Here is a 4,732-nt window from a genome sequence, read left to right on the forward strand (position 1 = left end):
TCCCGAGGCCGGGCAAACCATAGGCGACGGGCAATGGAGGCGAGCAATACTCCCAGTACCGCAGTGGACAATCCGCAAATGATCAGGATCACTGCGTCCGAATAGGCTGCAATCAGTTGTATCATCGAGAGCATCACCCTCCTCACAACAATGATAGCATGCTGGCCGACGCTGCCGCGGATGCAGCGAGACGCCTACCCCCTGAGCCGCTCACGATCCAGGTAGGTTGTGAGCCGCGGCAGCAGGCGGGCAGACAGCCAACTCGCCGCGACGCCGCTCACACCTCCGGCGATCTTGACCAGGGCATCTCCCAGCCGCGCGTGCCTGTCGGGTGACAGCATCTGGAAGAGCTCCAACCCTATTGCGATCCCGATGGTCAGCAGGAGTATGATCCCAATTCGCCGGGGATATGCGGTGGCGAAGAGGAAACCCAGGAGGCCGAATGCGCCGAACCGTTCGAGATGAACGGCATCGCCGATTCTCGGACGCAGCTCGATCGCGGACAAGGTTGCGTAAGCGATGAAGGCGAGCGTGAACCATGCCAGGGCGCGTAGAACTATCCTGAATGTCATGGTCCGTCGATCTCTGGCTGTGGGGCGGCGAGCTGCTGGCGCTCTATCGCGCGCTCTCGCTCACAATGGAAGCCCGCCTATTTCGCCAGCAGCGCCCGATAGACCTCCAGCGTCTTCTGGGCGACGTTCGGCCAGCTATAGGCCAGCTCCACCCGCTTGATCTGGGAGCGGGCCTGCTCCTCGCTGATCGGATTGGCGATCTTTGCCATTATCGCCGCGGCGAGCGCATCGACATCGCCAAGCGGAAAGTAATCCTCCGGAGGCAGGCCAAGTTCCCGGTTCGCGGCGATATTGCTGGCGAGCACCGGGAGGCCGGACGCCATGGCCTCCAGGAGCGCGATCGGCATCCCCTCATGGCTCGACGGCAGGACGAAGAGCGCGGCATTGGCGAAGAGTTCGGCAAGCCTGTCGCCGGACTGGAAACCAGTCAAGACGACGCCGGGCACGGCCTGGGCCATCTCCCTGACCTGCAGGGAATAGGCGGTTTCAAACTCCGCTCCACCCGCCAGGACCAGGCGAAGGTCGGAGCGCCCGCTCCGCGCAAATGCTTCGATGAGGTCCGTTTGCCGCTTCTCCGGAACGAGGCGGGCGGCAAGCAGGACATAACGCTTGGGCTGCAGGCCAAACTCCGCCAGGACGCCAGTCCGATGCGCGCCCCGGGAGATGGCCACACCATTCGGCACGAAGCTGACCGGCGTATCGTAGCGGGAGCTCATGGTCTGGGCGACCTCGCGCGAGACCGCGATCCGGCCATGGGACAGGCGCATGCCGAGATACTCGCCAAGTCTTAGGGCGCGCCGGGCAACGCCGCCCCATTTCTGCCGGTCGTAATCATAGCCGTGATGGGTCACGACCACCTTCATGCCCAGGAGACGGGCGAGAGGCACCATCAATGCCGGGCCAACCGCATGAATGTGCAGGATGTCCGGCCGGCGCACCGCCGCGAAACAGACGCCCAGGAAGGTATGGACGATGGCCTCCAGCGCCATCTTGCGGGGGGCCCAGAGCGAGAAGACACGGATACCGTTCGCGGGAGAAGGCGGAGACGGCAGGTAACGGTGCCGGCCGATGACTTCGACGTTCCAGCCGCATGCGGCCATCTCGCCGGCCAGCATCTCGACATGTTTCTCTACGCCGCCCTGAACATTGGGGATGCCGCGGAGTCCGAGGAAAATGACACGCCGTGGAATATCCTGACTTGCCATAGCCACCGGCTGTGCGGGAGGCACCWCAAGAGGAAGACTGGTCAATGACGCCTCCGCCGATTGCTGCCCGGCCGGTCTTGAACGACAATGCCGAAGACCGTTGCGCTTTCAGCTCGGCGCCGGACCTCGGAGAGATTCCTCTTGGGAAGGTAGAGAGTGGAATCCGGTGTTCTGGAAAATCCCTCTACCTGATTTCGATGAATTTTATAGAATGCGGGCTGCCATCCGCAATAGACAGCCCGGCGCGCGGCGTGTTTTCCAATTATTAACCTTTACATCGCTTTTTGCCTCGTCGCCTTTCAGGCGGCCCCGAGCGCGGCATAGAGGTTCAGCGTCCGGTCGCGAAAGGCGGCGGCGGAGAAGTCGGCTGCGATCCATTTGCGCCCCGCCGCTCCCATCCTCGCGCGCTCGGCCGCCGGGAGCGCGGCCAGATCTCCCAGTTTCTGCGCGAGATCCTGCGCGTCTCCCGAGGTCACCAGCATTCCGGTTTCTTTCTCCCGGATCATCTCCGGGATGCCGCCGATGGYGGCACCCAGCACGGGACGTCCCAGCGCATAGGCTTCCAGGATGCTGATCGGGGCGTTCTCATACCATTCGGAGGGCAGCACCAGCGCTCGGGATTGTCCGATCAGGCGGTGCAGGTCCTGCCCTGACAAGTGCCCCACGAAGCTCACGTCCGCGCCGGTTTCATCGGCGCACTGGCGAAGGGCCGCTTCATCGGGCCCAGTGCCGGCCACGATGAGCCGCTGCTTCGAGAGAGCGACGGCCTTGATCAAGGTCGCCAGCCCTTTCTCGGGCGCGAGGCGGCCGGCGAAGACGAAATAATCGCCCTCCTCCCAGTCGCTGCTGTAACGCTCGACATCGACGAAATTCGGTATGTATTCCAGCTGCTCGCGGGGCCAGCCCCATTCGACCAGCTTCTCCAGATAGAAGCGGCTGGGAACGACGATGCGGTCGAGCTTGTCCCGGTAAAGGCCGAGCGAGCGATGCACCAGAGTTTCCGCCAGGACCAGGGTGCTGTACGGCACGGATCCCTTGATGCAGCGATGGCGCAGGACATTGTAGATGTGGCCGCCGCGGCAATCCTCGCAGATTTTTCCATCGCGCAGCATCTTGTAGGACGGACAGGCGAGCTTCAGGTCATGCGCCGTCATCACCACCGGAATGCCAGCTGACTTCAAGGTGGAGAAGATCGCCGGGGAGAGGTGGTGGTAGACGTTATGGGCGTGGGCGACCGAGGGGCGCGCCTGCTCGATCAGTCGCGCGATATTCCGTTGCGCTTCGACGGAGTAGATGATGCTTGCTGCTTGGACGACCTTTCGCAACGGGCTCGTCTGGCGACCATATTCGATCTCCGACACGAAATAGTCTGACCATGGCGAGGGTTCATTGTCCTCATGCTGCATGGCAAAGGGGACGACATCCCAACCGATCCTTTCGAACATGGTCATGTGGTCGAAGAAGACCGCCTCGGCCCCGCCGCGGCGGTAGAAATAGTTATTGATCGCCAGCAGGCGCTTCCCGGCAGGTTGGGGTTTTGCCACGTCCCGGCTCCTCACCAGCCGATCCGATCCAGAATGCGATCGACAGGCTGGACCGCGCATCCGCGCTCGACCGCGTGACGCACCAGATGCTCGAATGTGCCCAGCGTACACCCATAGGATGTCGGGTTGGGTGCGATGTCATGCGTGAAGAAGACGAGCCAGCCGGGCATGGCGACCACCTCGTCGATCCAGCGTGTCAGGGCGCGCGCCTCCGGATCGGGCTGGCGAATCTCGACGGCCTTGAGCATCAGGGGATCGACCGCACCGCGATTGATGGCTTCGCCGGCCCCGCGGCATGTGCGGAAGCGCCGGCGGAATTCGGGTCGCGCCAGAGGCCATGCCGCATTGTAGGGAAAGGCGAAATTGGCCGGCTCCGCGGAAATGCCGGCTTGCGCGAGATAGTCGGCATTGCGGTCCAGATCGCGCGACAGATCGGCGCCGGGAATGTCGCGGATCCTGCGATGCGAGAAGGTGTGGCAGCCGATTTCGTGACCGCGTTCGGCGAGATCCCGGCACCCGTCCGGTGTTATCAGCACCCGGTTCGGCTCGACCTGCCCCGCAAGCCCTCCGGCGATATAGAACGTGCCACGCACGCCATATTTCTCGAGGATCGATGCTCCCTCGCTACGGGCAGAATCTGGAACATCGTCGAAGGTGAAGGAGACCAGCGGGGTGTCCGTCTCCAGGCGGCGCCTGGAGCCCGCAAGCCCCCAGATCAGCCGGTTGCTCAGGCTGTCGACCTTCGCTCCAAGGCGTTCGGATACGCTAGGCATGCGCGACGGCCCCTTCCGGCTGGGTCCGGCGCTCCGGCGCCAGCGCGGCCGAGGCCTGCAGGGACAGGCCGTAAAGCGCGAACAGCAAGGTGAACCAAAGCGAGTTGCCACCTTCGAAGAACAGGCTCTCGAGGCCGGCATTGAAGATGGCGTAGAGCCAGATGCGGGTGAAGAGCCGAGTCAGATGCGAGTGCTCGGCGTCGGGTTCCAGCCGCGAAATGTTGCGGAGCGGCAGGACGACGAGCCAGACCAGCGTCAGCAAAAGCCCGGGGATTCCCGTCATCAATGCGACGTCGAGATAGGAATTGTGCCCGTTTGCCGCGGCAACCGCCCAGGTTTCGATCGAGCCGCCGCTGTGGACGAGCTCCGATGTCTGCCAGAAACCCTTGAAGCCGTATCCTGTCAGTGGCCGGTCCGCGAGTTCGGAGACGGCAAACCGCCAGATATCCGCGCGGTTGGTAAAAGTCGCATCGATCCCGAGCTCGTTGATGAAATCGCCCAGCGGCCTGAAGACCGCAGCCCCGATCGCGAAGATGTTGAACGCCCCGACACCGCCGATGACGATCGGAATGCGCAGGAAGCGAACCTTCTCGAAGACCCATGCGAGCAGAAGGATAGCCGGCAGCATGGCCGTCGAG

The 4,732-nt window shown here is 63.3% G+C and carries 5 protein-coding genes; all 5 read right to left on the bottom strand.

Annotated features, from left to right (window positions below; all coding sequences use genetic code 11):
- Positions 1-194 precede the first annotated feature (194 nt).
- A complete protein-coding gene (locus tag AC1DRP_RS35080) occupies positions 195-572 on the bottom strand; it encodes a VanZ family protein (RefSeq protein WP_441490887.1) in 378 nt (125 codons plus the stop codon).
- A gap of 77 nt (positions 573-649) precedes the next feature.
- Entirely contained in the window at positions 650-1,777 is a 1,128-nt protein-coding gene (locus AC1DRP_RS35085) for a glycosyltransferase family 4 protein (RefSeq protein ID WP_441491070.1), read from the bottom strand.
- Positions 1,778-2,076: 299 nt separating this feature from the next.
- Positions 2,077-3,321 (bottom strand): glycosyltransferase family 4 protein, encoded by a 1,245-nt coding sequence (locus AC1DRP_RS35090; protein ID WP_476770955.1) that lies wholly within the window; start codon positions 3,319-3,321, stop codon positions 2,077-2,079.
- An 11-nt stretch (positions 3,322-3,332) separates the two neighbouring features.
- The gene (locus AC1DRP_RS35095) at positions 3,333-4,094 is read right to left on the bottom strand and encodes a polysaccharide deacetylase family protein (RefSeq protein ID WP_441507065.1); all 762 of its coding nucleotides are present in this window, start codon (positions 4,092-4,094) and stop codon (positions 3,333-3,335) included.
- On the bottom strand, positions 4,087-4,732 hold a 646-nt coding region (locus AC1DRP_RS35100), incomplete at its 5' end, for an O-antigen ligase family protein (protein ID WP_476770956.1). The genes AC1DRP_RS35100 and AC1DRP_RS35095, both read right to left, overlap by 8 nt.

The organism is Allobosea sp. 01N443, assembly GCF_056399325.1.

Excerpts from the sequence above, each read along its gene's own strand:
- AC1DRP_RS35080 (WP_441490887.1), bottom strand. The coding sequence starts at position 572 with ATGACATTCAGGATAGTTCTACGCGCCCTGGCATGGTTCACGCTCGCC.
- AC1DRP_RS35085 (WP_441491070.1), bottom strand. The coding sequence starts at position 1,777 with ATGGCAAGTCAGGATATTCCACGGCGTGTCATTTTCCTCGGACTCCGC.
- AC1DRP_RS35095 (WP_441507065.1), bottom strand. The coding sequence starts at position 4,094 with ATGCCTAGCGTATCCGAACGCCTTGGAGCGAAGGTCGACAGCCTGAGC.